Here is a 24728-nt window from a genome sequence, read left to right on the forward strand (position 1 = left end):
CCCACAGGTTCGTCGGAAGCCGTCACGCATGCGCCTCGTCCTTCTCCTCTGCACCCTGCTGTTCGGCAGCCTACAAGCCGCCGAGCCGCTGCGCCTGACCAACGGCGAGTGGCCGCCCTACCTGGGCGAGCGCCTGCCGCATCACGGCGTGGCCTCGCGCATCGTCGCCGAGGCCTTCGCCCTGCAAGGCATCGAGGTGCAGTGGGAATTCCACCCCTGGGCACGCTCGCTGAAACTGGCCGAACAGGGCCACCGCGACGGCAGCGCGGTGTGGCTGTACAGCGCCGAGCGCGCGCAGCGCTTCCATATCAGCGACCCGGTGGTGGAAAGCGGCTACTACCTGTTTCACCGCAAGAGCCGCGCCTTCGACTGGAACGCGATCGACGACCTGCGCGGCCTGCGCATCGCCGGCACGCGCGGCTACGACTACGGCGCGGCCTTCCAGCAGGCGGAGGCGGCGGGCGAACTGCAGGTGAGCCGCATGACCAGCGACGAACAGGGTTTTCGCCAGCTGCTGGCCGGCCGCGTCGAGCTGTTTCCGATGGACAAGGTGGTCGGCTTTGACATGCTCTACCAGCACTTCAGCGCCGCCGACCGCGCCCGCCTGAGCCTACACCCCATACCGCTGCGCAGTGACAGCCTGCACCTGCTGCTGTCGCGCGAGGTGCCCGGCAACGCTGAGCGCATCGCGCGCTTCAACCGCGGCCTGGCGCAGCTGCGCGACAGCGGCAAGGTCGCGCAGTACCTGCTGGAGATCCGGCAGCCGTTAAGCCTCACCCCCTAACGGGAACTCCACCCGCACCCGCAACCCATGCGGCTGCACCTGGTGCAGGCTGATCTGCGCCTGGTGCGCGCGGCAGATCTCACCGACTATGGCCAGCCCCAGGCCGGCGCCGCTGCCCTGCGCGCCGCGCCGGTAGAAGCGCTCGAAGACCTTCTGATGCTCGTCCTCGGGAATCCCCGGGCCGTCGTCCTCCACCTCCAACAGCGCCGGGGCCAGCACCCGCAGGATCAGGTTGCCGCCGGCCGGGGTGTGCGCCAGGGCATTGTCGATCAGGTTGTTGAGCAGCTCGTTGAGCAGGGTCGGCTCGCCGTCGATCCACACCGGCTGCTCGGCCTCCAGGGCCAGGGCGACGCCGCGGGCATGGGCCAGCGGCGCCATGGCCAGACCCAGCTCGCGCGCCAGCTGGCTGAGGTCGATGCGCTGCGCACCGCCCTCGGCGATGGCCCGCGCGCCGCTTTCGATACGCGCCAGCGACAGCAGCTGGTTGGCCAGCTGGGTCAGGCGATCGCCCTGCTGCGCCACCTGCTCCAGGGTGTCGCGCCACGCCTGCGGTTGCTCGGCGCGCAGGCCCAGGGCGATGCGCGCCTTGAGCGCCGCCAGCGGCGTGCGCAGCTCGTGGGCGGCGTCGGCGATAAACTGCGACTGGCGCTCGAACAGCCCGCGCAAGCGCTCGTTGAACTGGTTGAGCGCCCCCACCAGCGGCAGCACCTCGCGCGGCAGACCGGCATCGGGCAGCGGCTGCAGGTCGTCGCTGGCGCGTTCGGCCACCGCCCGGCGCAGGGTCTCCAGCGGGCGCAGGGCCAGGCTCACCGCCAGCCACACCAACAGCAGCGCGCTGACCGACAGCAGGCCCATGCGCCACAGGGTGCCGACCAGCAGTTCGCGGGCCATGCGCTCGCGCGCGCCCTGAGTCTCGGCCACGCGAATTTCCGCCATACCGTTCAGCTGCGGCTCGCTGACCGGCTGCAGCAGGCTGACCACGCGCACGCCCTGGCCGCGGTACTCGGCGTCGTAGAAATGCGCCAGCGCCGGGTAGTCGTCGGTGCGCCGGGTGCCGGGCGGCGCCGGCGGCAGGTCCTCGTAGCCCGAAACCTGCTCACCCTGCAGGTCGAGCACCTGGTAGTAGATGCGCCCGGCGCTGTCGTAGGCGAAGGTGTCCAGCGCCACGTAGGGGATATTGGCCCTGAGCCTGCCATCCTCGGCGTACAGGCCGTCGGCCACCGCCCGCGCCGAGGCCAGCAGGGTGCGGTCGTAGGCGGTGTCGGCGGCGCGCCGGGCGCTCCAGTAGGCGCTCAGGCTGCTCAGTAGCAGGATCAGCGCCAGCAGCAGCGCCAGGCGCCGCAGCAGGCGGCCGCGCAGGCTGGCGCCGCGGCTCATGCCTCGATCGCCTCCAGCAGGTAGCCGAGGCCGCGGAAGGTGACGATGCGCACCGCACGCCCTTCGAGCTTCTTGCGCAGGCGGTGGACGTAGATCTCGATGGCGTCGGCGCTGGCCTCCTCGTCCAGGCCGAACACCTGGGCGGCCAGCTGCTCCTTGCTCATCACCCGTCCGGGGCGGGCGATCATCGCCTCCAGCACCGCCTGCTCGCGAGCGGTCAGGCTCAGCGCCTCGCCGTCCAGGCTGAAGCGCCGCGCGCCGAGGTCGTAGACCAGCGTGCCGCAGCGCTGCAGCTGTTCGCCGCCGAGCACGCTGCGGCGCAGCAGGGCCTTGACCCGTGCCTCCAGCTCGGACAGCTCGAAGGGCTTGGCCAGGTAGTCGTCGGCGCCCAGGTTGAGGCCGTGCACCCGGTCCTTGACCTCGCCGCGCGCGGTGAGCATCAGCACCGGCAGGGTCTGGCCGCGGTCGCGCAGGCGCGCCAGCACGGCGAAGCCGTCGAGCCGGGGCAGGCCGATATCGAGAATCGCCAGGGCGTAGTCCTCGCTGGACAAGGCCAGGTCGGCGGCCACCCCGTCGTGCAGCACGTCCACCGTCCAGCCGGCGCCCTTGAGCGCCTGGACCACGCTTTCCGCCAACTGCGGATGGTCTTCGACCAGCAGAATCCGCACCGCCACCTCCGCCTGCAGCATCGTTCGAGGCGCGCAGTGTAGCGCCGTTGCGGCTGCTGTGAATTGCCGAGATGCCAGCAGGAGGTCCGCCTGCAGACCGTCGCAGGCGACGTCAAAAAACGCTCCAGGCGTTTCTGGGTTCTTCCCGTAGTTTGGGGAAAGCGCTGGTTGACACCGGACTGGCAAGTTGGTGCTTTCTGATCGCGGCGCTCTCTACTTCTGGAATAGGTTCATTAACGTGTCGAACTTGCGTTCTGGTTTCGCCCCTCACGGGCGAGTCACTTGATTCGCTGCGCTCACCCTGCGGGCCAGCCCGCGGCTGTTACTCCGCTTCGCTACGTAGCTCTTGCTTGCCCAAGAGAAAGTAACCAAAGAGAAGGGCACCCCACCATCCGGCCCCGGCTACGCCGGGGTTCCCTCCCTCCATCACCGGTCCAGGGGCACGCCGCGAAGGGCCATCCCTGGCCCATCGCGGCTCTCGCGGCATCCATGCCGCTCAACCCCTTCCACGACGATTCCACTCGGCCTCCTGAAGGGGACTTGAGCGTCGTCTGTGCCATCGCAGCTGAAGAGCAAAAGCCAAACTCTAAACACCGCCGAGTTTGATCTTTCGGAGATTTCGCAAGCTCGCGACCCGGTCCCGTCAGGAGGCCGAGTGGAGGTGTTGCGTAGGGGGACGAGCTGCATGGATGCGGCGAGATACCGATGGCGGCCCCGCTTAAAGGGCCAGGGACGGCCCTTGTAAGCCGGCCCCCGGAGCGGCACCGGAACGAGGGAAGTTTCGCGCAGCGAAACCCGGATGCCGGGTGCCCTTCTTTGGCACACCTTTCTTGGGCAAGCAAGAAAGGTGTGGCGCCCGTAAGGGGCGCAACCCAGACGTTCAGCAGACGCGGTGATGGATAGTGCTAAGTCAGTCAGCGATGCGCACACCAACTTGCCAGTCCGGTGTTAAGCGCACCCTCCCCGCAGAAATGCAAAGAACCTTTCTGTGGCCAGCCATCCAAGCGGGCCACGTCAAAAAACGCTCCAGGCGTTTTTTTCAGTGCTGAAAGCCTGGCGAAAGCTTGCCTCTCTAGCATCGCCTCATGGTGGCTCGATCCACCTGCTCGAGCGACCCCGCAGTGGTGCGAGGTCGCGACAAAAACAAGAATGGAGACCACAAGATGCACGCAGCCTCACGTCAGGCCCTGCCACCTGTCCGCCTGCTCTGCCTGGCCATCGCCGCTGCCGGCGCCGCCCCCCTCGCCAACGCTGCCTTTATCGACGACAGCACGGCCAGTCTGACCGCCACCAACATCTACCTCAACCGCGATTTCCGTGAAGGCACCGGGCAGAACAAGCGCGAAGAATGGGGCCAGGGTTTCTGGCTCGACGTGCAGTCCGGCTATACCGACGGCAGCGTCGGCTTCGGCGTCGACGCCATGGGCCTGCTCGGCGTCAAGCTCGACTCCGGCGGCGGCCGCACCGGCACCGACCTGCTGCCGGTGCAGGACGACGGCGGCACCCCGGACGAGTTCAGCCGCCTGAGCCTGACCGCCAAGGTCAAGGTCTCCGCCACAGAGCTGCGCTACGGCTCGCATGTGCCCGAGCTGCCGGTGGTCAAGGCCAGCGACAGCCGCCTGCTGCCGCAGGTGTTCGAGGGTGGTCTGCTGACCTCCTCCGAGCTGGACGGCCTGACCTTCACCGGTGGCCGCCTGGACAAGGTGATCGACCGCGCCTCGACCAACTCCGAGGACCTGCTGCTCAACAGCAAGAACCGCCGCTTCGCCGCCGGCATCGCTGCCGATCACCTGGATCTGCTCGGCTTCGACTACGACTTCGGCCAGGGTTTCAGCGGCCGCTACTTCTACGCCGAACTGGACGACATCTACCGCCAGCACTTCGTCGGCCTGCTGAGCAAGCACCCGCTCGGCGCCGGCACCCTGAGCAGCGACGTACGCCTGATGCTCAGCGACGACACCGGTGCGGCCAACGCCGGCAAGGTCGACAACCGCGCCTTCAACGCCATGCTCAGCTACGGCATCGGCAGCCACAAGTTCGGCCTGGGTTTCCAGGACATGAGCGGCGACACCGGCTATGCCTATATCGACGGCAGCGACCCCTACCTGGTCAACTTCGTGCAGATCAACGACTTCGCCAACGCCGACGAGCGCTCCTGGCAGGCCCGTTACGACTTCAGCTTCGCCAACCTCGGCCTGCCCGGGCTGAGTTTCATGACCCGCTATATCAAAGGCAGCGACGCGCAGATCGCCGGCTCGGACGACACCGGCGGCGAATGGGAACGCGACATCGAGTTCAAGTACGTGGTGCAGAACGGCCCGCTCAAGGACCTCTACCTGCGCCTGCGCAACGCCAGCTTCCGCTCCGATTTCGCCCGCGATGCGGACGAGAACCGTGTCATCGTCGGCTACACCCTGCCGATCTGGTAACCCACAATAAGATTCGCGAGGAGAACCCATCATGAAATCTGCCCTGACCCGTGCCGCCCTGACGGTTTCCTGCCTGGCCTTCGCCGGCCAGCTGCTGGCCGCCGAGCCCAAGCGCCCCGAATGCATCGCCCCGGCCAAGCCCGGCGGCGGTTTCGACCTGACCTGCAAGCTGGCCCAGAGCGGCCTGAAAGACAGCGGCCTGCTCAAGGCGCCGATGCGCGTCACCTACATGCCCGGCGGCGTCGGCGCGGTGGCCTACAACGCCGTGGTCGCCCAGCGCGCCAAGGACCCGGGCACCATCACCGCCTTCTCCTCGGGCTCCCTGCTCAACCTGGCCCAGGGCAAGTTCGGCCGCTACGACGAGAACGCCGTGCGCTGGCTAGCCGCCATCGGCACCGACTATGGCGCCATCACCGTGCGCGCCGACTCGCCCTGGCAGAACCTCGGCGACCTGGTCGCGGCGCTGAAGAAAGATCCGACCAGCGTGGTGTTCGGCGCCGGTGCCACCATCGGCGGCCAGGACTGGATGCAGACCGCGCTGATCGCCCGCGCCGCCGGCATCGATCCGCAAACCCTGCGCTACGTGGCCTTCGAGGGCGGCGGCGAAACCCTCACCGCCATGCTCGGCGGCCACGTCCAGGTCACCTCCAGCGGCCTCGGCGAAGTCACCCCGCAGCTGGCCGCCGGCAAGGTGCGCATCCTCGCCGTGCTGTCCGACGAGCGTCTGCCGGGCAAGCTGGGCGACATCCCCACCGCCAAGGAGCAGGGCTTCGACATCAGCTGGCCGGTGATCCGCGGCTTCTACATGGGCCCGCAGGTCAGCGACGAGCAGTTCGCCTGGTGGCAGGGCCAGTTCGAGCAGATGCTCGCCCGTGACGACTTCGCCACCCTGCGCGAGCAGCGCGACCTGTTCCCGCTGGCGCTGACCGGCGACGAGCTCAACGCCTTCGTGCTCAAGCAGGTGCAGGAGTACAAGGCGCTGGCCGGCGAGTTCGGCCTGGTTCAGTAATCCGCCTGCACAACCCGCCCCCGGCCCGTCCGCTCCCCGGGCCGGGGCGCTCCCGAGGTAACCCACCATGTACGTTCGTCTGTTCTCCGCGATCTGGCTGCTGCTGTGCGCCTGGCTCGCCGTCCTCGCCTGGGGTTTCCAGGCCCCCTTCGCCTACGACCCGGTCGGCCCGCGCGCCTACCCGCTGCTGCTGCTGGCCCTGATGGGCGTCGGCAGCCTGTGGCTGGTGTACAAGCCGGGCATGCTCGAGCAACGCCTGAACCTTTCCGCCGCGGCGCGCAGCGCCCTGTGCGTGCTGGTGCTGCTGGCCTATGCGCTGACCTTCGAGTCGCTCGGCTTCGTGCTCAGCACCGCCCTGGCCACCTTCGCCCTCGGCCTGCTGTTCACCGGCCGCCCCCTGCCCTGCGCCGTCAGCGCGGTGCTGATGGGCGTGCTGCTGTACGTGTTGTTCGATCTGCTGCTGGACGTGCCCCTGCCGCTCGGCCTGCTTGAAGCCTTCGTGGAGAGCTGAAATGGAAACCCTTAACTTCCTCATGCAGGGCTTCGACGTCGCCACCCGCCCGACCAACCTGCTGGTGGCGCTGTTCGGTGCCTTCGTCGGCACCGTGGTCGGCCTGCTGCCCGGTCTCGGCCCGATCAACGGCGTGGCGTTGCTGCTGCCGCTGGCCTTCGCCCTCGGCCTGCCGCCGGAAACCGCGCTGATCCTGCTCGCCGCCGTGTACCTGGGCTGCGAGTACGGCGGACGCATCTCCGCCATCCTGCTCAACGTGCCGGGCGACGCCGCGGCGATCATGACCACCCTCGACGGCTACCCGCTGGCGCGTCAGGGCAAGGCCGGCATCGCCCTGTCGCTGTCCGCGGTCAGCTCCTTCATCGGCAGCATCATCGCCACCTGCGGCGTGGTGCTGTTCGCCCCGCTGCTGGCGAAATGGGCGGTGGCCTTCGGCCCGGCCGAGTACTTCGTGCTGATGATCTTCGCCATCGCCTGCCTCGGCGGCATGGTCGGCGACAAGCCGGTCAAGACCCTGATGGCGGCGCTGATCGGCCTGGCCCTGGCCACGGTCGGGGTGGACTCGACCACCGGCGTGTACCGCTTCACCTTCGACAGCGTCAGCCTGTCCGACGGCATCCAGTTCGTCATCGTGGTGATCGGCTTCTTCAGCGTCAGCGAGATCCTGCTGATGCTGGAGAAGACCCATGGCGGGCAGAAGGCGGTCAAGGCCAGCGGGCGTCTGCTGTTCAACTTCAAGGAGTTTTGCCTGAGCTTCTGGACCATGATCCGCAGCGCCCTGGCCGGCTTCGTCATCGGCACCTTGCCCGGCGCCGGGGCGACCATCGCCAGCGCCATGACCTACATGACCGAGAAGCGCCTGGCCGGCAGCAAGGGTCGTTTCGGCGACGGCGACCTGCGCGGCCTGGCCGCCCCGGAAGCGGCCAACAACGCCTCGGCCTGCGGCTCCCTGATCCCCATGCTGACCCTCGGCGTGCCGGGCTCGGGCACCACCGCGGTGATGATCGGCGCGCTGACCCTGTACAACATCACCCCCGGCCCGCTGCTGTTCGAGCAGCAGCCGGACGTGGTCTGGGGCCTGATCGCCTCGCTGTTCATCGGCAACGTCATCCTGCTGGTGATGAACATCCCGATGGTCGGCCTGTTCTCGCGCATGCTCAGCGTGCCGAACTGGGTGCTGGTGCCGGCGATCACCGTGGTCAGCATGGTCGGCGTCTACGCGGTGCACAGCACCACCTTCGACCTGGTGCTGATGATCGTGCTCGGCGTGTTCGGCTACATCCTGCGCAAGCTGGACTTCCCGCTGTCGGCGCTGATCCTCGGCTTCGTCCTCGGCGAGCTGATGGAAGACAACCTGCGCCGCGCGCTGTCGATCTCCGCCGGCGACCTGGGCATCCTCTGGGGCAGCCCGATCACCCTGGTGCTCTGGGCGCTGGTGGTGCTGATGCTGGCCCTGCCGGGCATCCGCTGGCTGCGCCGGCGCAAGCAGGTCAAGGCGCAAGCCGATGCGGCTACCGCCTGATCTGTGGGTGACGCCGCTGGCCGGTGCGGCCGGCGGCTACCTGGCCAGCCTCGCCGGCTGGCCTTTGCCGTGGATGGTCGGATCCTTGCTGGCGGTGATCGCCCTGCGCTGCATCAGCAACCGCGCCTTCAGCGAACTGCCCGGCGGGCGCAAGGCCGGCCAGTGGCTGGTGGCCAGCGGCATCGGCCTGCACTTCACCAGCGAGGTGCTGGCGCAGGTCGTCAGCCACCTGCCGATCATAGTCGGCGGCGCCTGCGTCACCCTGCTGCTGAGCCTGATCGGCATCGCCATCCTGCGCCGCGGCGGCGTCGACCGCGCCACTGCGTTCTTCGCCAGCATGCCCGGCGGCGCCAGCGAGATGGTCAACCTGGCCCTGCGTCACGATGCCCAGCCGGCGCGGGTGGCCGCCGCCCACAGCCTGCGCCTGCTGCTGGTAGTGCTGCTGATTCCGGCGCTGTTCACCTGGAGCCTGCCGGCCGTCGACGCCCCGCCGGCGGCACAGGTGGACTGGGCCTGGCTGCTCGTCCTGCTGGCCGCCGGCGCGGTGCTGGCGCTGCTGTGGACGCGGCTGAAACAGCCCAACCCCTGGATGCTCGGCCCGCTGACCGCCTGCGCCGTGGCCAGCGCCAGCTTCGATCTGCACCTGGGCCTGCCGCCGGGCTTCGGTCAGTTCGGCCAGTGGCTGATCGGCTGCGCCCTGGGCTGTCACTTCGACCGCGCCTTCTTTCGCAGCGCGCCGGGCTTTCTCGCCCGCGTACTGCTGTTCACCCTGCTGGCCATGCTCGCCGCCGCTCTGCTCGGCGAAGCGCTGGGCTGGCTGGCCGGCGAGGATCGCCTGTCGCTGATGCTGGGCATGATGCCCGGTGGCATCACCGAACTGTGCCTGACCGCCGAGGCGCTGCAGCTGGCGGTGGCGCTGGTCACCGCCCTGCAGGTGCTGCGGCTGTTTCTGGTGATGTTTCTCGCCGAGCCCTTATTCAAGCTCTGGTGCAAGAGCCACGCTTAGCCCGCCTTGTGCGGGCTTTTTTTCATCCACGAGGCAGTAGAATCCGGGGTTGCTTGACGCCTGCCTTCCGGATGGCTTCCGGGCTGGGACGGGGGCGCAGCGCCGCTACCACTGCAACTGCAATTGGCTCTCGAACTCACGTACTTGCCCGCTGAGCGGGTCGACGAAGCGCAGGCCGCGCGCCAGCAGCTTGAGCGGCTTGGCGTAGTCGTCCGGCTGGCCGCGGCTGTCGTGCAGCTCGGGATAGAAATCGTCGCCGACGATGGGCGCGCCGAGCCCGGCCAGGTGCACACGCAGCTGGTGCTTGCGCCCGGTCACCGGCGACAGGCCGTAGCGCCACAGCGCGCCGCGGCGCTCCAGCACCTCGATACGCGTCTCGCTGTTGGCCTCGCCCGCCACTTCCTGCATGCGAAAGAACGGCTCGCCCTCGATCATGCGCGAGCGATGCACATGGGGAAACTGCAGCTGCGGCAAGGCCGGGGCTATGGCCTCGTAGCGCTTTTCCACCGCACGCTGGCGAAACAGCGCCTGGTAGCGGCCGCGGCTGCTCGGCTCGACCGAGAACAGCACCAGCCCGGCGGTGAGGCGGTCGATGCGATGGATCGGCACCAGCTCGGCATTGCCGGTCAGCCTGACCAGCCGCGCCAGCAGGGTCTGCTCGACGTACTCGCCGGCCGGCATCACCGGCAGGAAATGCGGCTTGTCCGCCACCAGCAGGTGCGCGTCCTGCCACAGCACGCGCGCCTCGAAGGGAATCGGCGTCTCGTCCGCCACCTCGCGGAAGTAGCGCACCTTGAGCCCGACCCGATAGGGATGCTGCGGGCCCAGCGGCGCACCTGCCGCATCCAGCACGCGGCCGCGGGCCATGCGCTGCAGCCAGGTGGCGCGGTCGATGGCGGGAAAGTGATCGCACAGACAGTCGAGCACCGTCGCCCACTCGCCCTGAGGCAGGTGCAGGGTGCTGGGACGCATGGCAGGGCTGGACATGGCAGAACCAACTCGGGGGCAACGGCTGATCCGGCGCATTAGGCCGCAGCCCGCGCGCGCCGTCAAAAACAAACGGCTTGAGCCGGCGCACGCCTGTGGCTAAGGTGGCGGCTTCCGTTCGGAGGCTTTCATGTCGATCACCCGCACCCTGCTCGCCAGCTTCGCCCTGCTGCCCCTGCTCACCGCCTGCCAGGTCTACACCGGCAAACCCGAAGGCCCGCCGCCGGCCACGCGCCTGCAGGGCCAGTTGCAGGCTCAGGGCGGCCAGCTGTTCTTCACCCCCTGCCAGGAGCAGCGCCGCTTCGCCCTGGTCGACAGCGGCAACACCGGCGTCACCCGCGCAGCCGCCGAGTTGCTGGCCGACGGCCAGACTGTGCTGTTCACCGACCTCGCCGGCCGGCTGGGCGGCAGCCAGGGCAACGGCAGCGACGGTCGTCTCGAGGTCAGCCAGCTGTACCGCATCCAGGGCGAAGGCCATGGCTGCGACGACCTCAACTTCAAGCGCCTGACCCTGCGTGCCAGCGGCAACGAGCCATTCTGGCAGGTGGAGGTCAGCGGCAAGGGCCTGGTGCTCAACCGCCCCGACCAGCCGCCGCTGGCCCTGCCCTACCTGGAAGAGCAGCTGCCCGAAGGCCGCCTGAATTTCAGCAGCGAGGCCAACGGCCGCCGCCTGGAGCTGTGGGTGGCGCCGCAACGTTGCGTCGACGGCATGAGCGGCGCGGTCAGCCACCTCAGCGCCGAACTGCGCCTGGACGGCCAGGTGCAGCGCGGCTGCGCCCACTTCGGCGGCGCGCGCAACTGAGCCCCGCCGCGTAGGCGCCGGCTTGCCGGCGATCCCTGGCGGTATCCCGCGGGCCGTCGCCAGCGAGGTCAAAAATCACTCCCGGCGATTTTTGGTGGCCTGCCATCCCTGGCGGCCACCCTGTGGGCCCTCGCAGGCGACGTCAAAAACTTCTCCCGGAAGTTTTTTGTCACCTGCCATCCCTGGCGGTGCCCCCTTTGGGCCGTCGCCAGCGACGTCAAAAATCACTCCCGGTGATTTTTTGCCACAGTCCTGCGCGGCAGGCTCGCCAACTGGCTCCTAAGCTGCACAGAGCAAAGCCGGAAGGAGACCGCCATGCTACGAGTAGCTCTGAACGGATACGGGCGCATCGGCCGCGCCCTGCTGCGCGCCCTGGTGCAGCGCGATCTGCAGCAACGCATCCGCCTGATCGCGATCAACGACCTCGGCGACCACGCCACCCTCGCCCACCTGACCCGCTTCGATTCGACCTTCGGCCGCTTCCCCGGCGAGGTCGAGCTGCAGGGCGACCAGTTGCAGCTGGCCGGCCAGTCGATCCACCTGCTCTGCGAGCGCGAAGCCTTCAACCTGCCGTGGAACCGCCTCGGCGTCGACCTGGTGCTGGAGTGCTCGGGCAAGTTCAAGAAACGCGCTCAGGTCGAACAGCACCTGACCGCCGGGGCCCAGCGCGTGCTGCTTTCGCACCCGCTGGAAAGCGCCGACCTGACCGTGGTCTACGGCGTCAACCATGAGCTGCTGGGCAATCAGCAGATCGTCTCCAACGCCTCCTGCACCACCAACTGCCTGGCGCCGCTGGCCAAGGTGCTGCACCAGGCCGTGGGCATCCGCCAGGGCCTGATCAACACGGTGCACGCCTACACCAACGACCAGAACCTGCTGGACAAGGCGCACAAGGACCTCTACCGCGCCCGCGCCGCGGCGCTGTCGATGATTCCCACCAGCACCGGCGCGGCCAAGACCATCGGCCTGGTGCTGCCGGAGCTGGCCGGGCGCCTGGACGGCCTGTCGGTGCGGGTGCCGACGCCCAACGTATCGCTGCTCGACCTGACCTTCACCGCCGAGCGGCCGGCCAGCCGCGAGGCGATCAACGCCGCGCTGCAGGCCGGGGCGGCGGCGCTGCCGGCCGGGGTGATGGAGTGCAACGCGCTGCCGCTGGTGTCCAGCGACTTCAACGGCTACCCGCTGTCCTGCGTGGTCGACCTCAACCACACCCGGGTGCAGGACGAGCTGGTCAAGGTGCTGGCCTGGTACGACAACGAATGGGCCTTCGCCAACCGCATGCTCGACGTGCTGCTGGCCTGGCCGCTGCCGCAGGCCGGTTGACGACCTGCGGGCGGCGATCCTGTACAATCGCCGGCCTTTTTCACTCTGCCGGATCGCCACCGGCCCTGCGGGATACTCGCCATGATTCGCCTGACCGAACTGAAACTGCCCCTCGACCACGCCGACGACGCCCTGCGCCCGGCCATCGTCCAGCGCCTGGGCATAGACGACGCCGAGCTGCTCGATTTCAGCGTATTCAAGCGCAGCTACGATGCGCGTAAGAAATTCGGCGAGATGCCGTTCATCTACACCCTCGATTGCGAGGTGAAGGACGAAGCCGCCCTGCTCGCCCGCCTGGCGCACGACAAGCAGGTCGGCGCGGCGCCGGATATCGCCTACAAGCCGGTCGGCCAGGCCAAGGCGCCGCTGGATGAGCGCCCCATCGTCGTCGGCTTCGGCCCCTGCGGCATCTTCGCCGCGCTGATCCTGGCCCAGGCCGGTTTGCGCCCCATAGTGCTGGAGCGCGGCAAGGAAGTCCGCCAGCGCACCAAGGACACCTGGGGCCTGTGGCGCAAGAACCAGCTCGACCCCGAGTCCAACGTGCAGTTCGGCGAGGGCGGCGCCGGCACCTTCTCCGACGGCAAGCTCTACAGCCAGATCAAGGACCCGCACCACCACGGGCGCAAGGTGCTGCAGGAGTTCGTCAAGGCCGGCGCGCCGGACGAGATTCTCTACGTCAGCAAGCCGCATATCGGCACCTTCCGCCTCACCGGCGTGGTCGCCACCATGCGCGAGGAGATCAAGGCCCTGGGCGGCGAGGTGCGCTTCCAGCAGCGCGTCAGCGACCTGCTGATGGAAGACGGCCAGCTCACCGGCGTGGTGCTGGACAGCGGCGAGCAGATCCTCAGCCGCCACGTGATCCTCGCCCTCGGCCACAGCTCGCGCGACACCTTCCGCATGCTGCATGCCCGCGGCGTGTACCTGGAGGCCAAGCCCTTCTCGGTGGGCTTCCGCATCGAGCACCCGCAGTCCTTGATCGACCGCGCGCGCCTGGGCAAGTACGCCGGCCATCCCAAGCTCGGCGCCGCCGACTACAAGCTGGTGCACCACGCCAGCAACGGCCGCTCGGTGTACAGCTTCTGCATGTGCCCGGGCGGCACCGTGGTCGCCGCCACCTCAGAGCCGGAGCGGGTGGTCACCAACGGCATGAGCCAGTATTCGCGCAACGAGCGCAACGCCAACGCCGGCATAGTCGTCGGCATCACCCCCGAGCAGGACTATCCGGGCGGCCCGCTGGCCGGCGTCGAACTGCAGGAGCGTCTGGAATCCCACGCCTACGTGCTCGGCGGGCGCAACTACGAGGCGCCGGGGCAACTGGTCGGCGACTTCATCAAAGGCCAGCCGTCGACCGCCCTGGGCGAGGTCACACCCTCGTACAAACCGGGGGTCAAGCTGGGCGACCTGGCGCCGTCGCTGCCGGACTTCGCCATCGAAGCCATCCGCGAGGCGCTGCCGGCCTTCGCCAAGCAGATCAAGGGCTTCGACCTGGCTGACGCGGTGCTCACCGGCATCGAGACGCGCACCTCCTCGCCGGTGCGCATCACCCGCGGCGACAACCTGCAGAGCCTGAATCTCAAGGGCCTGTACCCGGCTGGTGAAGGCGCGGGCTATGCCGGCGGCATTCTTTCCGCCGGGGTCGACGGCATCCGCGTGGCCGAAGCGGTGGCGCGCGATATGCTCGGGCTAAAGCCTTAACGCCTCAGGCAGCACAGGGTCGCACCGCGGCGATGGCCGCGAGGTGACTGCGTACGGGCAAATGGTTCCAGGCATTGGCCCGTGCGCGAGGCGCGGGCCGCTCGGCTATGGATCCCGCTCAACTACTGTTCCCAGGGCCGCCCGCGGGTCTGCTCGCTGAGCGGCAGCTTCTGCTGCAGCGCCGCCTTGGCCAGCATATGGGCGCTGACCGGGGCGGTGATGAAGAGGAACAGGGTGATCAGCAGTTCGTGCAGGCTGAGGCCGTTGCCGCGGCTGCCGAAGTAGATCAGCGAGGCGATGACCATGCCGCCGACGCCCAGGGTGGTGGCCTTGGTCGGTCCGTGCAGGCGCATGAAGAAGTCCGGCAGGCGGTACAGGCCGATGGCGCCGACCAGGGCGAACAGGCTGCCGAGCAGCAGGAACAGGGCGACCAGGCCTTCGATCAGGGTGTCCATGCAGCAGTCTCCATAGCAGGTCGTTATTCGATGATATCGCCGCGCAGCAGGTACTTGGCCACTGCCACGGTGCCGATAAAGCCCATCACCGCGATCAGCAGCGCCGCCTCGAAGTAGAGGTCGGAACCGAGCCAGATGCCGAACAGCACGATCAGGGCGATGGCGTTGATGTACAGGGTGTCCAGGGCGAGGATGCGGTCCGGCATGTCCGGCCCCTTGATCAGGCGCGCCAGGGTCAGCACCAGGGCCAGGCCCATGATGGCCAGGCAGATCGGGATCACGTAGGCGAGCATGCGAACACCTCCAGCAGCGGCGCTTCGTAACGGGTCTGGATGCTACGCACCAGCTCTTGTTCGTCGTCGACATCGAGGCTGTGCACCAGCAGCATGCGCTTGTCGTCGCTGAGGTCGGCCGACACCGTGCCGGGGGTCAGCGAGACGATGCTGGCGAGCATGGTCAGCGCCAGCTCGTCGCTCAGCTGCAGCGGCACCTCGACGAAGGCCGGACGCAGGCGGCTGATCGGGCCGAGGATCAGCTTGGCCACCTGCAGGTTGGCGACCACGATGTCGAGCAGCACGCGCAGCAGGAACAGGCTCAGCTTGAGCGGCTTGCGCACCCGCGGCGGGTTGATCCAGAACACCTGGGTGACCAGCGGGATCAGCCAGCCGAGGAAGGCGCCGAGCAGCCAGTGGCCGAGGCCGAAATCGTTGACCAGCAGCAACCAGACGAACAGCAGGCACAGGCTCAGCAGGGGGTGGGGCAACCAGCGGCGCGCCTTCATGACGCACCTCCGCTCTGCAGGATCATGCGGTAGCTCTCCAGGTCGTGCAGTTGCGCCACCGTGGCGGCGAGGTACGTCAGCACCGGCTGCGCCAGCGCCACCAGCAGCGGCCCGGTCAGCAGCAGGCCGATGGCGGCCAGCAGACGGCCCTTGTCCAGTTCGGCACTGTCCAGCTGGCTCAGGCCCACGCGCCAGAACAGCGTGCTGCCGGCGCGGCTGAGGCTGACCAGGGTGACTAGGCCGCCGATCAGCACCAGCGGCCAGAGGAACAGCCCCTGCCAGCCGGGGCCGACCGCCTGCAGCAGCAGCAGCTTACCGAGGAAACCGGACAGCGGCGGCAGACCGGCCACGGCGATGGCGCCGACGAAGAACAGCGCGCCGAGCAGATGCGGGTTCTGCAGTGCCGCGCCCTGCACCAGCTGGCCGCCCTTGACGCCGCGCTGGCGGGCGATCAGGTCGGCGATCAAAAACAGCGCGCCGGCCATCCAGGTGCTGTGGATCAGGTAGAACAGCGCGGCCTGCAGCGCCTCCGCGGTGCCCAGGGCGATGCCGGCCAGCAGGGTGCCCACCGACACCACCACCAGGTAGGCCAGCAGCCCCTGCAGGCTGGTGGCGGCGAAGGCGCCGATCACCCCCAGGCCCAGGGTCAGCAGGGCCAGCGGCCACAGCCACTGCAGCGCCATGTCGGCCAGTTCGCCGGCGTTGTCCCCGAAGATCAGGGTGTACACCCGCAGGATCGAATACAGGCCGACCTTGGTCATGATCGCGAACAGCGCCGCCACCGGCGCCGTGGCCGCGGCGTAGGCCTTCGGCAGCCAGAAATACAGCGGCAGGAAGGCCGCCTTGAGGCCGAACACCACCAGCAGCAGCATGCCGGCGGCGCCGATCAGCGCCGCCTGGTCGTGGTCGGCCGCCGCCACCCGCTCGGCCATGTCGACCATGTTGAGGGTGCCGGTGATGCCGTAGAGCACGCCGACGGCGATCAGGAAGAAGGCCGAGCCGACCAGGTTGAGCACCACGTAGTGCAGGCCGGCGCGTACCCGATCCTTGCCGCCGCCGTGCAGCAGCAGCGAGTAGGAGGCGATCAGCAGGATCTCGAAGAACACGAACAGGTTGAACAGGTCGCCGGTGAGGAAGGCGCCGTTGATGCCCAGCAGCTGGAACTGGAACAGCGCGTGGAAATTGCGCCCGCGCTCGTCGTCGCCGCGCATGGCGTAGAGCACGGCGAACAGCGCCAGCACCGCGGTGACCAGCAGCATCAGCGCGCTGAGGCGGTCGAGCACGAGGATGATGCCGAACGGCGGCTGCCAGTTGCCCAGGGCGTAGAACTGGATGGCGCCCTGGTCGGCCTGCAGCAGCAGGTACAGGCTGACCGGCACCAGCAAGGCGGTGGCGCTCACCGAGGCCAGGCGCTTGAGCGGCATGCTCAGGCGCGCGGCGAACAGCAGCAGGCTGCCGACGAACAGCGGCAGCAGAACGGGCAGGATCAACGCATGGTTCATCGATGAGGCTCCCGGCCATCGACATGGTCGGTGCTCAGCTCGCCGACGCTACGCAGCGCCAGGACCACGACGAAGGCGGTCATGGCGAAGCCGATGACGATGGCGGTGAGCACCAGCGCCTGCGGCAGCGGGTCGGCGTAGTGGCTGCCCTGGCCGATCACCGTGGAGGCGCCGCCCTGCAGGCGGCCCATGGCGAAGAGGAACAGGTTGACCGCGTAGGAAATCAGGGTCAGGCCCATCACCACCGGAAAGGTGCGGGCGCGCAGCAGCAGGTAGACGCCGCTGGCGGTGAGGATGCCGAGCGCTACGGCAAACAGTGCTTCCATCTCAGAGTACCTCCTGTCCGGGCTTTTCCTGGGTCAGCTTGCCCAGGTTGGCGAGGATGAGCAGGGTCGCCCCAACCACGGTCAGGTACACGCCCAGGTCGAACAGCATGGCGGTGGCCAGTTCGATCTCCCCCACCAGGGGAATGTGGAAATGGCCGAAGGCCGAGGTCAGGAACGGCCGGCCGAACAGCCAGCTGCCAAGGCCGGTGGCGGCGGCGATCAGCACCCCGGCGCCGGCCATGCGGTGGTAGTTCAGCGGCAGGCGCGACTGGGTCCACTGCACGCCGCTGGCGACGTACTGCAGGATCAGCGCCACGGCGGTGACCAGACCGGCGATGAAGCCGCCGCCGGGCAGGTTGTGGCCGCGCAGGAAGATGAACACCGAAATCAGCAGCGCCATCGGCAGCAGCACCCGCGACAGGGTGGCGAGGATCAGCGGGTGGCGGTCGCGCGCCCAGCTGCGCCCCTGGGCGTCGGCATTGGGCTGGAACAGGCGCAGGCCGTCGAGCATGGCGTAGATGCCGACGCCGGCGATGGCCAGCACGCTGATCTCGCCGAGGGTGTCGAAGCCGCGGAAGTCCACCAGGATGACGTTGACCACATTGGTACCGCCGCCGCCGGGCACGCTGTTCGCCAGGAAGTAGCTGGCGATGCTGTCGTAGGGACGAGTGAGCACGGCGAAGGCGAGCATGGCGATCATCACCCCGCTGCCGATGGCCAGGCTGAAGTCGCGCAACGCGCGCAGGCTGCTGGACTCGACGCGGGTCTGCGCCGGCAGGAAGAACAGCGCCAGCATCAGCAGGATGATGGTCACCACCTCCACCGACAGCTGGGTCAGCGCCAGGTCCGGCGCCGAGTAGCGGGCGAAGGCCAGCGCCACCATCAGGCCGACCACGCTGAGCATCAGCAGCGAGACCAGGCGCTGGCGGTGAAAGATCACCGTGACCAGCGCCGCCAGGGAGAGGATGCCCAGGCCGAGCGCGGTGATGCCGTCCACCGGGCTCAGCGCCACCGAACCGCTCAGCTGCGGCAGCGGGCCGAGGCCGAGCACCACCACCAGCACGCCGGCGCCGAGCAGGCAGGCCAGGTAGCGCTGCAGCGAACCGTTCTCCAGCCACTGGGTCAGCGCCGTGGCGGCGCCGAACAGGCTGACCACCACGCGCTCGAACATCAGCTTGGCGTCGACGCTGGGCATCCCGGCGTACCAGCGGAACAGCGGCTGACGCAGGGTGTAGATGAGGATGCCGCCGACCGTGGCGATCAGGCTCATGATCAACGGCAGGTTGACCCCGTGCCAGATCGCCAGGCTGTACTCCGGCAGCGTGCCGCCAAGGGTGGCCGAGGCCGCCGTGGCCAGCAGCGGCGCCACGGTGTAGGCCGGCAGCATGCCCACCAGCAGGCAGAGGAACACCAGGATCTCCACCGGCACCTTCATGTAGCGCGGCGGTTCGTGCGGCGGGTACTTGGGCAGGTTGATCGGCTCGCCGTTGAAGAACACGTCGTGGATGAAGCGCAGCGAATAGGCCACCGAGAACACCCCGGCGAGGGTCGCCGCCGCCGGGATCACCCAGCTGAAGCTGCCCAGCAGGTGCTGGTGGAGGGTCTCGGTGAAGAACATCTCCTTGCTCAGGAAGCCGTTGAGCAAGGGCACCCCGGCCATCGCCGAGGCCGCCACCATGGCCAGCACCGCGGTATGCGGCATGTACTTCCACAGGCCGTTGATGCGCCGCATGTCGCGGCTGCCGGTCTCGTGGTCGATGATCCCCGCGGCCATGAACAGCGAGGCCTTGAAGGTGGCGTGGTTGATGATGTGGAACACCGCGGCGACCGCCGCCAGGTGCGAGTCGAGGCCGAACAGCAGGGTGATCAGGCCCAGGTGGCTGATGGTCGAGTAGGCCAGCAGGCCCTTGAGGTCGTGCTGGAACAGCGCCATGCCGGCACCCACCAGCAGGGTCGCCAGGCCGGTCAGGCTGACCAGGTAGAACCACCACTCGGAGCCGGCCAGCGCCGGATACAGGCGCGCCAGGAGGAACACCCCGGCCTTGACCATGGTCGCCGAGTGCAGGTAGGCCGACACCGGGGTCGGCGCCGCCATCGCATGCGGCAGCCAGAAATGGAAGGGGAACTGCGCCGACTTGGTGAACACGCCGAGCAGCACCAGCACCAGCGCCAGCGGGTACAGCTCGTGGGCGCGGATCGCATAGCCGGCGGCGAGCACCTGCGACAGCTCGAAACTGCCGACGATATGGCCGATCAGCAGGATGCCGGCGAGCAGCGCCAGACCGCCGCCGCCAGTGATCGCCAGGGCCATGCGCGCGCCCTTGCGCGCCTCCGAGCGCGAACTCCAGAAACCGATCAGGAGGAACGACGACAGGCTGGTCAGCTCCCAGAACACCAGCATCAGCAGCAGGTTTTCCGACAGCACCACGCCGAGCATGGCGCCCATGAACAGCAGCAGGAAGGCGAAGAAGCGCCCCATCGGCTCGCTCTTGGCCAGGTAATAGCGGGCGTAGAGGATCACCAGCAGGCCGATGCCAAGGATCAGCAGGGCGAACAGAAAGCCCAGGCCATCCAGGCGCAGGCTGAGGTTCAGCCCCAGTTGCGGCAGCCACTCCAGCTTGACCCGCAGCACCTCGCCGGCGAACACCGCCGGCTGCTGACTGAACAGCAGCACTAGGGCGAGCAGCGGCGCCAGGGCGGCGGCCACGGCACAGGCGGAACGCCCCAGGCGGTCAGCCAGCACCGGCAGAAACAGTCCAAGAAATGGCAAGGCGACAATCAGCGCAAGCGCCATCGGCAAAAACCCCTTATGCAAGCCCGCCGGGCTTGCAGAACCCGGCGGCGTGAATTGGAGTCGCAACTCCCCTGACGGTATTCGATTCCTGACCGAGCGGTCGAGCTAAGTCATTGTCGTGACACGAATAAGCGCCGATTATCCATACCTATCGACACATCGTCATGCATTGAATTATTACTAAACACACGCGCGGCGCGCCAATCGCCCAGCCTCGTGGCAGCGGCCCGTACGGGCCACAAAAAAGCCGGAGCAACCTGGGGCTGCTCCGGCTCGTACACTGCACCTCAGTGAGTGACGCGGCTGGTGCCGTTGACGGTCATGATGCGCACGCGCTCGCCGACGCGGAAGATCTGGTTCGGCTCGACCTCCTGCACATAGGCGCGCAGGGTGCCGTCGTCTTCGCGCACGGTGATCTCAACCCCCTGAGTGCGGGTGATGCCCTCCTCGGCCGCGGCGCCGAGCAGGCCGCCGGCCACCGCCCCGATCACCGCCGCCACCGCACTGCCGCGACCGCCGCCGACCGTGCTGCCGCCGATACCGCCGATCACCGCACCGGCGCCGGCGCCGATCGGCGTCTTGGTGCCTTCGATCTTCACCGGACGCAGCGACTCGATGGTGCCCATGCGCACCGTCTGCACGGTCCGGGCCTCGTCGCGGCTGTAGGTGTCGCCGGTCAGGCTGGACGCACACCCGCCGAGGGCCAGCAACGCGGCCAGCGAGGTAATGAGCAGAGTGGGTTTACGCATAGCAGTTCCTCCAGAAGTTTCTCAATCCATTAGACGCCGCGTCCACGCGGCTGTCACGGCCGTGACTCAACAATAGCCGATTCGGACAGACGCAGTTCAGCTAAGACGCCACAGCCTGGCGATGTCCACCGCCCGCGCCTCGAGTTCCGCGGCGGCGCCGCGCATGGCCTGCTCCAGCGAGATCGGCCCCGGGGCAAGGCTGAAGGCCGCCTCGATACCGACCTGGTACAGCGCCTGGTAGCCCTCGCCGAGGCTGCCGGCCAGGGCGATCACCGGCACCCCGGCGGCGCGTGCCACTCGCGCCACGCCCACCGGCGTCTTGCCGTGCAGGGTTTGCGCGTCCATCCGCCCTTCGCCGGTGATCACCAGGTCGGCGCCGGCCACCGCCTCGGCCAGCCCGGACAGCTCGGCGACCAGTTCGATGCCGGGGCGGAAGCTGGCCTTGAGCAAGGCGCGGGCGGCAAAGCCGAGGCCGCCGGCCGCGCCGACGCCGGGGAACTGCGCATGGTCCTCGCCCAGGGTAGCGGCGACGATGCGCGCGTAACGCCCCAGCGCGGCATCCAGTTCGGCGACCTGTGCCGGCGTCGCGCCCTTTTGCGGGCCGAACACCGCCGAGGCGCCGCGCGGTCCGCACAGTGGGTTGTCGACGTCGGCGGCGACCTCGACCTGCGCCTTCAGCAGGCGCGCGTCCAGGCCGCTCAGGTCGAGCTGATCGAGCGCCGCCAGGGCCGCGCCGCCGGGCGCCAGCTCGCGTCCGGCGACGTCGAGAAAGCGTACGCCGAGGGCCTGCAGCAGGCCGGCGCCGCCGTCGTTGGTGGCGCTGCCGCCGAGGCCGAGGATGATCCGCGTGGCGCCGGCGTCCAGCGCCTGCAGAATCAGCTCGCCGGTGCCGAAGCTGCTGGCCAGGCGCGCATCGCGCTGCTCGCGCGGCACCCAGTGCAGGCCGCTGGCGGCGGCCATTTCGATCACCGCGGTGCCCTGCCCGAGCCAGCCCCAGTGCGCCGCCACCGGCGCGCCCATGGGTCCGCGTACCCGGCACTCGCGGCGCTCGCCGCCGACCGCGGCGAGCAGCGCGTCCACCGTGCCCTCGCCGCCGTCGGCCATCGGCCGCAGCAGGCATTCGGCGTCGGGGAACACCTGCTGCCAGCCGCGGGCGATGGCGACGGCCACTTCGGGTGCGCTGAGGCTCTCCTTGAAGGAGTCCGGGGCGATGACGATTTTCATGATGGCTAACCTCGACGGAGGCGGACGGCCGCCGGCCGTCCGCCGATAGAGCGGATTACAGCAGAACCAGGCTCAGCAGCCAGACGGTGAGCATGCCGGCCAGCCCCTGGATCAGGGTGGCCAGGGTCTGCGCACGGTAGGCGGTGGCCACCTTCATGCGGCTGAACTGGGTCACCACCCAGAAGAAGCTGTCGTTGGCGTGGGACACGGTCATGGCGCCGGCGCCGATGGCCATCACGGTCAGCACCCGGCCCATCTCGCTGTCCAGGCCGAGGTTGGCCAGCAGCGGCGCGACCATAGCCGAGGTGGTGACCAGCGCCACGGTGGACGAGCCCTGCGCGGTCTTCAGCGCCGCCGCCACCAGGAACGGCATGAACAGGCCGATGCCCAGGGCCGACAGGCTGTCGCCCAGGTACCCTGTCAGCGCGGTGGCCTTGAGCATGGCGCCGAAGGCACCGCCGGCACCGGTGATCAGCAGAATCGGCGCGGCGGCCTTGAGGCCGTCGGCCACCTGGTCGTGGAACTGCTGACGCTTGTCCTCGCCCTTGAGCAGGGTGCAGGCCAGCGCCAGGCCCACCAGCAATGCCGCCACCGGCTGGCCGAGGAAGCTCAGCAGGTCGAACAGCACACCCTCGCCGAGCGGCTTGCTGGGGAAGGCGGCGAGCGAGCCAAGGCAGATCAGTGCAATCGGCACGAAGATCGGCGAGAACGCCTGCCAGGCGCTGGGCAGCTTGCCGTAGCGGGCCTTGAGCGCTTCGAAGTCGACGTCGTCGGCGAGCAGCTCGCTGGGCGCTTCCTCCAGCAGCTGATGGTCGTCCTGCTTGAGGTAGCGGTTGGCCCAGAGCATGCCGGCGCAGGCGGTGACCGCGGCGACCAGCAGGCCGACCAGGATCACCAGGCCGAGCGAGGCCTCCAGGCCCAGGTTGCCGGCCGCAGCGATCGGCCCCGGGGTCGGCGGGACGAAGGTGTGGGTGGCGTACAGACCGGTGGCCAGGGCCACGCTCATGGCCACCACGGAGACCTTCATGCGCGCCGCCAGGGCGTTCTTCAGCGAATTGAGGATGACGTAGCCGGAGTCGCAGAACACCGGGATCGACACCAGGTAGCCGATGATCGACAGGGTCAGGGTGGGAAAGCGCTGACCGAGCAGGCGGATCACCGTCTCGGCCATGGTGATGGCCGCGCCGCTGCGCTCGAGGATCACCCCGATGACGGTGCCGAGCACGATGACGATGCCGATGTAGCCGAGAATGCCGCCGAAGCCGGCGGCGATGGTCTTGAGAATTTCGCCGGCGGGCACCTGATAGGCGAAACCGGCGATCAGCGCGGCGGCCAGCAGGGCGAGAAAGGGATGCAGTTTCAAACGGGTGGTGGACAGCACGATGAACGCGATCAGTGCCACCAGGATCAGGACCAGGCCCATGACCAGTCTCCTCATTGTTGTTATGGCGGGCGCGAGGCCCGGACGGGAATGCCGACAGGCGCGCCATTGTGGCTCAGCCCGCCCCGCCCAGACCCTGTGCGCAAGCACCAAAAGCCCGACCAGCAAACACCCCGACCTGTGCAGGCGCACAAGAGCGGTTCCCTGACTACCTCGCCCAGCAGCCTAGCAGCGGCGCCGGCACGGCGCTGTCAGCCCTCGCCCGGCTCCAGCAGCCCGAGGCCGAGCGACAGTTGCAGGCGCTGGTCGAAGCGGTTGAGGTCCAGGCCGCTGAGCTCGCCGATGCGCTCCAGGCGATAGCGCAGGGTGTTGCGGTGAATGCCCAGGGCCTGGGCGCAGGTCTGCACCTGACCGTCGTGGGCGCACCAGGCCTCCAGGGTGGCGCGCAGCGTGCCCTGGGCGTCCTGCGCCAGCACCCGGCGCAGCGGCGCCAGCCAGCCCTGCAGCAGCCAGCTGTGGCGCTGGGCGTAGAGCAGAGTCGGCAGGCGCAGTTCGTCCAGGCGCAGCAGACGCCTCTCGGGAAAGCGCGCCTGACCGTAGGCCTGCAGGTCGCGCAGCGCCAGGCTGGCCTGGCGCAGGGCCGCCAGGTCCTGCAGCGGATCGCTGAGCGCCAGCGATTGCACGCCCCACTCGCGCTCGTCGGCCTGGACCAGCCAGGCGCGGTCGTCGCGGCTGGCGCTATGGGGCCGGCACCAGAGCAGTTCGCGCCGCCCCAGCGGCGCAACCAGGTGCTCGCCCTTGCCACCCAGGGCGGCGAGCAGACGCGCCTGGCGCGGCAGCGGGTCGCCCTCCTCGCTCAACCGCAGCAGGCACATCTGCCGCGGCCAGGCGAGCTGCAGCGCCAGGCGCTCGGCCTCGACCTCGAGGCTGGCCAGGCTCTGCTGCGGATCGAGCAACTGGCGCAGCCAGGCCTCCTGCTGGTGGCGCTGCCAGTGGCGCTCGGCCTGCAGCACGCGGTGCTCGACCAGCATCTCGGCGGCCATGCGCACCAGCTCGGCGTAGGGCCGCACGAGTTCCGGGTCGCCGGTGATGCCGAGCACGCCGATCAGCCGTTCACCATGCAGCAGCGGCAGATTGACCCCGGGTTTGACGCCGCGCAGGCAGGCGGCGGCCTGGGCGTCGATCTCCACCACGCGGCGGTTGGCCAGCACCAGCTGCGCGCCTTCGTGACGGGTGTGCAGGCGACTGGGATCGCCGCTGCCGATGATCATGCCCTGGGCATCCATCACGTTGATGTTGTGCGGCAGAATCGCCATGGCGCGGTCGACTATGTGCTGCGCCAGGGTGGAGTCGAGTTCGAGCATGCGGGCGGCCTCGCGGGGAAGGCCGCCATTGTAGGCCGA

At 68.8% G+C, this 24728-nt stretch carries 22 protein-coding genes; 9 read left to right on the forward strand and 13 right to left on the reverse strand.

The annotated features are described in order from the left end of the window. The first annotated feature begins 28 nt into the window (after positions 1–28). The gene (locus EA796_RS11155) at positions 29–784 is read left to right on the forward strand and encodes an ABC transporter substrate-binding protein (RefSeq protein ID WP_122108668.1); all 756 of its coding nucleotides are present in this window, start codon (positions 29–31) and stop codon (positions 782–784) included. Here the strand turns inward: EA796_RS11155 and EA796_RS11160 are convergent. Then, entirely contained in the window at positions 767–2161 is a 1395-nt protein-coding gene (locus EA796_RS11160; RefSeq protein ID WP_122108669.1) for a sensor histidine kinase, read from the reverse strand. The two genes, EA796_RS11155 and EA796_RS11160, sit on opposite strands and share 18 nt — an antisense overlap. After that, the gene (locus tag EA796_RS11165) at positions 2158–2829 is read right to left on the reverse strand and encodes a response regulator (protein WP_031302970.1); all 672 of its coding nucleotides are present in this window, start codon (positions 2827–2829) and stop codon (positions 2158–2160) included. The genes EA796_RS11160 and EA796_RS11165 overlap by 4 nt, the downstream gene beginning before the upstream one ends. 1163 nt (positions 2830–3992) lie before the next feature. Here EA796_RS11165 and EA796_RS11170 point away from each other — a divergent pair. The 5 genes from EA796_RS11170 (at position 3993) to EA796_RS11190 (ending at position 9306) form a co-directional block, all read left to right on the forward strand. Further along, entirely contained in the window at positions 3993–5258 is a 1266-nt protein-coding gene (locus EA796_RS11170) for an OprD family porin (protein ID WP_122108670.1), read from the forward strand. A gap of 31 nt (positions 5259–5289) precedes the next feature. Then, positions 5290–6267 carry a tripartite tricarboxylate transporter substrate binding protein gene (locus tag EA796_RS11175; RefSeq protein ID WP_021443499.1) on the forward strand — a complete coding sequence of 326 codons (978 nt, stop codon included), beginning with the start codon at positions 5290–5292 and terminating at the stop codon, positions 6265–6267. Positions 6268–6334: 67 nt separating this feature from the next. After that, positions 6335–6778, forward strand: coding sequence for a tripartite tricarboxylate transporter TctB family protein (locus EA796_RS11180; RefSeq protein WP_021443498.1), 444 nt, complete (start codon positions 6335–6337; stop codon positions 6776–6778). Between the two features lies 1 nt (position 6779). After that, entirely contained in the window at positions 6780–8300 is a 1521-nt protein-coding gene (locus EA796_RS11185; protein WP_021443497.1) for a tripartite tricarboxylate transporter permease, read from the forward strand. Next, entirely contained in the window at positions 8284–9306 is a 1023-nt protein-coding gene (locus EA796_RS11190; protein WP_122108671.1) for an AbrB family transcriptional regulator, read from the forward strand. The genes EA796_RS11185 and EA796_RS11190 overlap by 17 nt, the downstream gene beginning before the upstream one ends. A 105-nt stretch (positions 9307–9411) precedes the next feature. On the opposite strand, the gene EA796_RS11195 is transcribed toward EA796_RS11190, so the two are convergent. Beyond that, on the reverse strand, positions 9412–10293 hold the full coding sequence (locus EA796_RS11195) for an RluA family pseudouridine synthase (protein WP_122108672.1): 882 nt from the start codon (positions 10291–10293) through the stop codon (positions 9412–9414). Between the two features lie 130 nt (positions 10294–10423). Here EA796_RS11195 and EA796_RS11200 point away from each other — a divergent pair, with 130 nt between their 5' ends. The 3 genes from EA796_RS11200 to EA796_RS11210 all read left to right on the forward strand — a co-directional run bounded on the left by EA796_RS11200 (position 10424) and on the right by EA796_RS11210 (position 14113). Then, on the forward strand, positions 10424–11095 hold the full coding sequence (locus EA796_RS11200) for a COG3650 family protein (protein ID WP_122108673.1): 672 nt from the start codon (positions 10424–10426) through the stop codon (positions 11093–11095). 315 nt (positions 11096–11410) lie between these two features. Then, the gene (gene gap, locus EA796_RS11205; protein ID WP_122108674.1) at positions 11411–12418 is read left to right on the forward strand and encodes a type I glyceraldehyde-3-phosphate dehydrogenase; all 1008 of its coding nucleotides are present in this window, start codon (positions 11411–11413) and stop codon (positions 12416–12418) included. Positions 12419–12499: 81 nt separating this feature from the next. After that, positions 12500–14113: an NAD(P)/FAD-dependent oxidoreductase gene (locus EA796_RS11210; RefSeq protein WP_122108675.1), complete on the forward strand. Its 1614-nt coding sequence runs from the start codon at positions 12500–12502 to the stop codon at positions 14111–14113. A gap of 122 nt (positions 14114–14235) precedes the next feature. Here the strand turns inward: EA796_RS11210 and EA796_RS11215 are convergent, their stop codons facing one another. The 10 genes from EA796_RS11215 to EA796_RS11260 form a co-directional block, all read right to left on the reverse strand. Further along, on the reverse strand, positions 14236–14568 hold the full coding sequence (locus EA796_RS11215; protein WP_021442606.1) for a Na+/H+ antiporter subunit G: 333 nt from the start codon (positions 14566–14568) through the stop codon (positions 14236–14238). A 23-nt stretch (positions 14569–14591) separates the two neighbouring features. Then, positions 14592–14861, reverse strand: coding sequence for a K+/H+ antiporter subunit F (locus tag EA796_RS11220; protein ID WP_122108676.1), 270 nt, complete (start codon positions 14859–14861; stop codon positions 14592–14594). Further along, positions 14846–15349, reverse strand: a complete 504-nt coding sequence (locus tag EA796_RS11225) for a Na+/H+ antiporter subunit E (RefSeq protein ID WP_021442608.1) — start codon at positions 15347–15349, stop codon at positions 14846–14848. The genes EA796_RS11220 and EA796_RS11225 overlap by 16 nt, the downstream gene beginning before the upstream one ends. Further along, positions 15346–16851 carry a monovalent cation/H+ antiporter subunit D gene (locus tag EA796_RS11230; RefSeq protein ID WP_122108677.1) on the reverse strand — a complete coding sequence of 502 codons (1506 nt, stop codon included), beginning with the start codon at positions 16849–16851 and terminating at the stop codon, positions 15346–15348. Before EA796_RS11230 ends, EA796_RS11225 begins: the two co-directional genes overlap by 4 nt. Further along, a complete protein-coding gene (locus EA796_RS11235; RefSeq protein ID WP_021442610.1) occupies positions 16848–17177 on the reverse strand; it encodes a Na+/H+ antiporter subunit C in 330 nt (109 codons plus the stop codon). Before EA796_RS11235 ends, EA796_RS11230 begins: the two co-directional genes overlap by 4 nt. Before the next feature lies 1 nt (position 17178). Beyond that, positions 17179–19971 (reverse strand): monovalent cation/H+ antiporter subunit A, encoded by a 2793-nt coding sequence (locus EA796_RS11240; RefSeq protein ID WP_122108678.1) that lies wholly within the window; start codon positions 19969–19971, stop codon positions 17179–17181. A gap of 287 nt (positions 19972–20258) precedes the next feature. Then, positions 20259–20720, reverse strand: coding sequence for a hypothetical protein (locus EA796_RS11245; RefSeq protein ID WP_122108679.1), 462 nt, complete (start codon positions 20718–20720; stop codon positions 20259–20261). Between the two features lie 96 nt (positions 20721–20816). Beyond that, on the reverse strand, positions 20817–21944 hold the full coding sequence (locus EA796_RS11250; RefSeq protein WP_122108680.1) for a glycerate kinase: 1128 nt from the start codon (positions 21942–21944) through the stop codon (positions 20817–20819). A gap of 55 nt (positions 21945–21999) precedes the next feature. Beyond that, entirely contained in the window at positions 22000–23367 is a 1368-nt protein-coding gene (locus EA796_RS11255; RefSeq protein WP_021445136.1) for a GntP family permease, read from the reverse strand. A gap of 209 nt (positions 23368–23576) precedes the next feature. After that, positions 23577–24689: a sugar diacid recognition domain-containing protein gene (locus tag EA796_RS11260; protein WP_122108681.1), complete on the reverse strand. Its 1113-nt coding sequence runs from the start codon at positions 24687–24689 to the stop codon at positions 23577–23579. Positions 24690–24728 lie beyond the last annotated feature (39 nt).

It is taken from the genome of Pseudomonas sp. AOB-7 (genome assembly GCF_003696305.1).
Lineage (GTDB): Bacteria > Pseudomonadota > Gammaproteobacteria > Pseudomonadales > Pseudomonadaceae > Aquipseudomonas.

Bases quoted from the DNA above. Each gene is read 5' to 3' on its own strand.
- EA796_RS11260 (WP_122108681.1), bottom strand. From the start codon at position 24,689: ATGCTCGAACTCGACTCCACCCTGGCGCAGCACATAGTCGACCGCGCC.
- EA796_RS11215 (WP_021442606.1), bottom strand. From the start codon at position 14,568: ATGGACACCCTGATCGAAGGCCTGGTCGCCCTGTTCCTGCTGCTCGGC.
- EA796_RS11210 (WP_122108675.1), top strand. From the start codon at position 12,500: ATGATTCGCCTGACCGAACTGAAACTGCCCCTCGACCACGCCGACGAC.
- EA796_RS11155 (WP_122108668.1), top strand. From the start codon at position 29: ATGCGCCTCGTCCTTCTCCTCTGCACCCTGCTGTTCGGCAGCCTACAA.
- gap (WP_122108674.1), top strand. From the start codon at position 11,411: ATGCTACGAGTAGCTCTGAACGGATACGGGCGCATCGGCCGCGCCCTG.
- EA796_RS11160 (WP_122108669.1), bottom strand. From the start codon at position 2,161: ATGAGCCGCGGCGCCAGCCTGCGCGGCCGCCTGCTGCGGCGCCTGGCG.
- EA796_RS11255 (WP_021445136.1), bottom strand. From the start codon at position 23,367: ATGGGCCTGGTCCTGATCCTGGTGGCACTGATCGCGTTCATCGTGCTG.
- EA796_RS11240 (WP_122108678.1), bottom strand. From the start codon at position 19,971: ATGGCGCTTGCGCTGATTGTCGCCTTGCCATTTCTTGGACTGTTTCTG.
- EA796_RS11245 (WP_122108679.1), bottom strand. From the start codon at position 20,720: ATGCGTAAACCCACTCTGCTCATTACCTCGCTGGCCGCGTTGCTGGCC.
- EA796_RS11250 (WP_122108680.1), bottom strand. From the start codon at position 21,944: ATGAAAATCGTCATCGCCCCGGACTCCTTCAAGGAGAGCCTCAGCGCA.
- EA796_RS11200 (WP_122108673.1), top strand. From the start codon at position 10,424: ATGTCGATCACCCGCACCCTGCTCGCCAGCTTCGCCCTGCTGCCCCTG.
- EA796_RS11170 (WP_122108670.1), top strand. From the start codon at position 3,993: ATGCACGCAGCCTCACGTCAGGCCCTGCCACCTGTCCGCCTGCTCTGC.
- EA796_RS11225 (WP_021442608.1), bottom strand. From the start codon at position 15,349: ATGAAGGCGCGCCGCTGGTTGCCCCACCCCCTGCTGAGCCTGTGCCTG.
- EA796_RS11180 (WP_021443498.1), top strand. From the start codon at position 6,335: ATGTACGTTCGTCTGTTCTCCGCGATCTGGCTGCTGCTGTGCGCCTGG.
- EA796_RS11235 (WP_021442610.1), bottom strand. From the start codon at position 17,177: ATGGAAGCACTGTTTGCCGTAGCGCTCGGCATCCTCACCGCCAGCGGC.
- EA796_RS11220 (WP_122108676.1), bottom strand. From the start codon at position 14,861: ATGCTCGCCTACGTGATCCCGATCTGCCTGGCCATCATGGGCCTGGCC.
- EA796_RS11175 (WP_021443499.1), top strand. From the start codon at position 5,290: ATGAAATCTGCCCTGACCCGTGCCGCCCTGACGGTTTCCTGCCTGGCC.
- EA796_RS11185 (WP_021443497.1), top strand. From the start codon at position 6,780: ATGGAAACCCTTAACTTCCTCATGCAGGGCTTCGACGTCGCCACCCGC.
- EA796_RS11195 (WP_122108672.1), bottom strand. From the start codon at position 10,293: ATGTCCAGCCCTGCCATGCGTCCCAGCACCCTGCACCTGCCTCAGGGC.
- EA796_RS11230 (WP_122108677.1), bottom strand. From the start codon at position 16,851: ATGAACCATGCGTTGATCCTGCCCGTTCTGCTGCCGCTGTTCGTCGGC.
- EA796_RS11190 (WP_122108671.1), top strand. From the start codon at position 8,284: ATGCGGCTACCGCCTGATCTGTGGGTGACGCCGCTGGCCGGTGCGGCC.